This is a genomic window from Kitasatospora sp. NPDC093558 (assembly GCF_040683475.1).
Lineage (GTDB): Bacteria > Actinomycetota > Actinomycetes > Streptomycetales > Streptomycetaceae > Kitasatospora.
Genome location: NZ_JBFBDY010000702.1, coordinates 1 through 3027, shown reverse-complemented (window position 1 = coordinate 3027; position 3027 = coordinate 1). Strand labels below are relative to the sequence as shown.

Annotated in this window: 4 protein-coding genes; 1 reads left to right on the top strand and 3 read right to left on the bottom strand. The window is 73.1% G+C overall.

What is annotated here, in order from left to right; translation table 11 throughout:
• The 3 genes from AB0O00_RS33975 to AB0O00_RS33965 all read right to left on the bottom strand — a co-directional run.
• On the bottom strand, window positions 1-268 hold a 268-nt coding region (locus AB0O00_RS33975; protein ID WP_363658423.1), incomplete at its 3' end, for a S26 family signal peptidase.
• A 58-nt stretch (window positions 269-326) separates the two neighbouring features.
• Window positions 327-1391, bottom strand: coding sequence for a class I SAM-dependent methyltransferase (locus AB0O00_RS33970; protein ID WP_363658421.1), 1065 nt, complete (start codon window positions 1389-1391; stop codon window positions 327-329).
• 305 nt (window positions 1392-1696) lie between these two features.
• A complete protein-coding gene (locus AB0O00_RS33965; protein ID WP_363658419.1) occupies window positions 1697-2527 on the bottom strand; it encodes a class I SAM-dependent methyltransferase in 831 nt (276 codons plus the stop codon).
• Between the two features lie 137 nt (window positions 2528-2664).
• Here AB0O00_RS33965 and AB0O00_RS33960 point away from each other — a divergent pair.
• The coding region (locus AB0O00_RS33960; RefSeq protein ID WP_363658417.1) for a glycoside hydrolase domain-containing protein at window positions 2665-3027 on the top strand (363 nt) is incomplete at its 3' end.

Below are 3027 nucleotides of genomic sequence, written 5' to 3'. Positions count from 1 at the left end.
GGCCGGTCCAGCCGTTGATGCGGCCCCGGTTGTTGCCGATCTGCACGCGCTTCCTCGCCGGGTCGAGGGCCGCCACCAGGTGCAGGTACACCGTCCCGGCGACCCTGGCGAGGACGATGTCCCCGGGCGCGAGCCTCGACGGGTCGACCGGGGCGACGGCCACCAGCTGCCGGCTGCGGATCAGCGGGACCATCGACGAGCCGCTCGGCCGGAACTCGACGGTGGCCCCGCCGGCGACCCGGGCCGCCACCGCGTCCAGTGCACCCATCCCGTGATCGTCGCAGATCCGGCCGGGCCGGCCCACCGAATATCGCGGGCAGGAAGATTCAGCGCTGGGCCACGTAGTAGACGTTCAGGAAGTCCCCCTCCACCTGGTGGCTTTCGACGCGGCTGAAACCGGCTTCGCCGAGCATCCGGAGGGCGGTCTGCCGGCCCCAGACCGTGCCCAGCGCCTCGCCGCCCTCCCCGAGCGAGACGGACATGCAGTAGAACACCGAGAAGGCGTACAGCGCCGGGCACAGCGGATGGTCGATGTTCTCCTCCACCTGGCTGGAGGCGGCGATGTCGCCCATCAGGAAGACGCCGTCCGGGCGCAGCGCCCCGGCGACGGCGGCGAGGGTGCGGGTGGGGCGGGCCAGGTCGTGGATGACGTCGAAGGCGGTGACGAGGTCGTAGGCGCCGGTGAGTTCGGCGCTGTCGCCGACCTCGAAGGTCGCGTTGTCCAGGTGCCATGCGGCGGCCTCGGTGCGTGCGGTGGCGATGCCCTCCTCGGACCTGTCGAGTCCGTGGAAGCGGCTCGTCGGGAACGCCTTGGCGAGGAGGTTGACGGCGTGGCCCTGTCCGCAGCCGATGTCGAGTGCGTCGATGCCGGCGCGCAGCCGGTCGGTGAGGCCGGGGACGAGGGGCAGGATGCCGTCGACGAGGGCGAGGTCGAAGACCTCTCCGGACTCCTCGCCCTGGATGGCCTGAAAGCGCGGGTAGGCGGAGTAGGGCACGCCACTGCCGGTCCTGAAGGCTTCCTGCACCTGCTGCTCGACCTCGGCGAGCATGCTGAGGTCCTGGGCGATCCTGGCCATGTTGTTCGGGCCGGCGGCGCGGGTGAGCGAGGCCGCGTGCTCCGGGGGCAGGACGTAGGTGCGCGGCTGCGGGTCGTAGTCCACCACGCCGCCCGTCACCATCGCGCCCAGCCACTCGCGGACGTAACGCTCGTTCAGCCCGGCGGCCCGGGCGATCTCCTCGCTGGTGGCCGGCGCCATGCCCGCCATCGTGTCGAACAGCCCGGTCTCGTGGCCGAGTCCGACCATCAGCCCGAGACAGGCGCCGTTGAGCATTCCGACCATCTGGCCCGCGAACTGTTCCTGCTTGGCCTCGTTCAGTTCCGCGACGGACATGTCTCCTCCTCCCCGCCGTCAGGCCCTACGGCCCGGTGGGGCTACGCCGATCGCTCTCCAGACCAACGTATCCGCCGGGGTGACGAGGGGCGCGGCGGGCATCGGGGGGTGGCCGTGGTGGCCACATCCGCCCCGATGGTGGTGGACGGTTCGGCCCGCGGCTCGTCACTCGTCGTCGAGCTCGGACAGGGCGTCGGTGATCAGGCGGGTGGCGAAGTCGTGGTCGTCACCGGACATCCGGTTGACGTGCTCGGCGAGGAGGGCGACCGTCGCCTCCAGCGGGTTCGACGGAATGCATTCACGGGTCAGCCTGCCGTGTGCCGGCGCACCGCATCGATGAAGCCCCCGGTGGAGGGCGCGGACAGGGGGCGGCCGTAGTCGTCGGCGACCTGGTCCAGGGCGGTGATCTCGGCCGTCCAGCCGTGCCGGTCGAGCCAGTGGTGGGTGTCGGGGCCCAGGCCGCCGCGCCACAGGGCGGTGATGTGGGCGAGCGCCGGGTCGTGCGGGGTGAGGCTCACGTCCCGGCCCTTCTCCAGGAGCAGCCGGCTGCCCAGGGCCGCCAGGGTGGCGACCGCCGTGAACAGGCCGGCCGCCTCCTCCGGCGTGAAGTAGACGAGCAACCCCTCCGCCAGCCACGCCGAGCGCCGCGACGGGTCGAAGCCGGCCGCGAGCAGGTGCTCCGGCCAGTGCGGGTCCAGCAGGTCGGCCGGCAGGGCGGTGCGGCGGCCGGCGGGCTCGGCGCCCAGGCCGTCGAGAACCTTCTGCTTGAAGGCCAGCACCGGCTCCAGGTCGAGCTCGAACACCTGGGTGCCGGCGGGCCAGTCGAGCCGGTAGGCGCGGGTGTCGAGGCCCGCCGCGAGCAGCACGACCTGCTCGGCCCCGTCCGCGGCGGCGGCCAGCAGCCGGTCGTCGTAGAAGCGGGTGCGCAGGATGCCGTGTACGACCAGGCCCTTGGCGAGCGCGCTGGGCGAGGGCCTGGAGCCGGCCGGCTCCACTCCGGCGGCCTCGACGAACGCGGCGGCGTACGGGTCGACGAACAGCGCGTCGGGCCGGGCGCTCTCGTAGGCGCGTACCCTGGCGACGGACAGCGCGGTACGGGACACCGGGCTCAGCGGTTCAGGGGTGTCGGAGGTCATGACGTGCAATCTAGCGGGCCATCCGAACGCGCTTCAGGGCCTTTTCGGACCCGGCGGTGTCCCGATTACGGGTGAACGGGCGCGGCGCGTCGACCCGGTGAGACGCCGGATCCCCGTCGGGCCGCTAGGACGGGTGGATGCGCCTTCCGTCCCTGGCCGTGCTCCCCGCGGCGGCCGTACTCCTCGTGCTCCCCGGCACCGCCCACGGGCTCGCCCCTTCCCGGGCGGCGACTCCCCCGGTCTCCCTCCCCGCGCCGCTGCCGGAGTACCGATACAGCGGCGCCGGGTTCGACGCCTGCACGGCCCCGCCGCTGGAGGCCCTGTCCGTGTGGCGCACCGCCTCCCCGTACGGCGCGGTGAACATCTACAGCAGCGGCGGCCAACGCGGCTGCGCGCAGCCCCGGCTGACGCCTCAGTGGGTCGCCGAAGTCCGCGCGATGGGCTGGAAGCTGGTGCCCACGCACGTCGGGCTCCAGGCGCCCTGCGCCGAACGGGCCGAC

Excerpts from the sequence above, each read along its gene's own strand:
- AB0O00_RS33970 (WP_363658421.1), bottom strand. The coding sequence starts at position 1,391 with ATGTCCGTCGCGGAACTGAACGAGGCCAAGCAGGAACAGTTCGCGGGC.
- AB0O00_RS33965 (WP_363658419.1), bottom strand. The coding sequence starts at position 2,527 with ATGACCTCCGACACCCCTGAACCGCTGAGCCCGGTGTCCCGTACCGCG.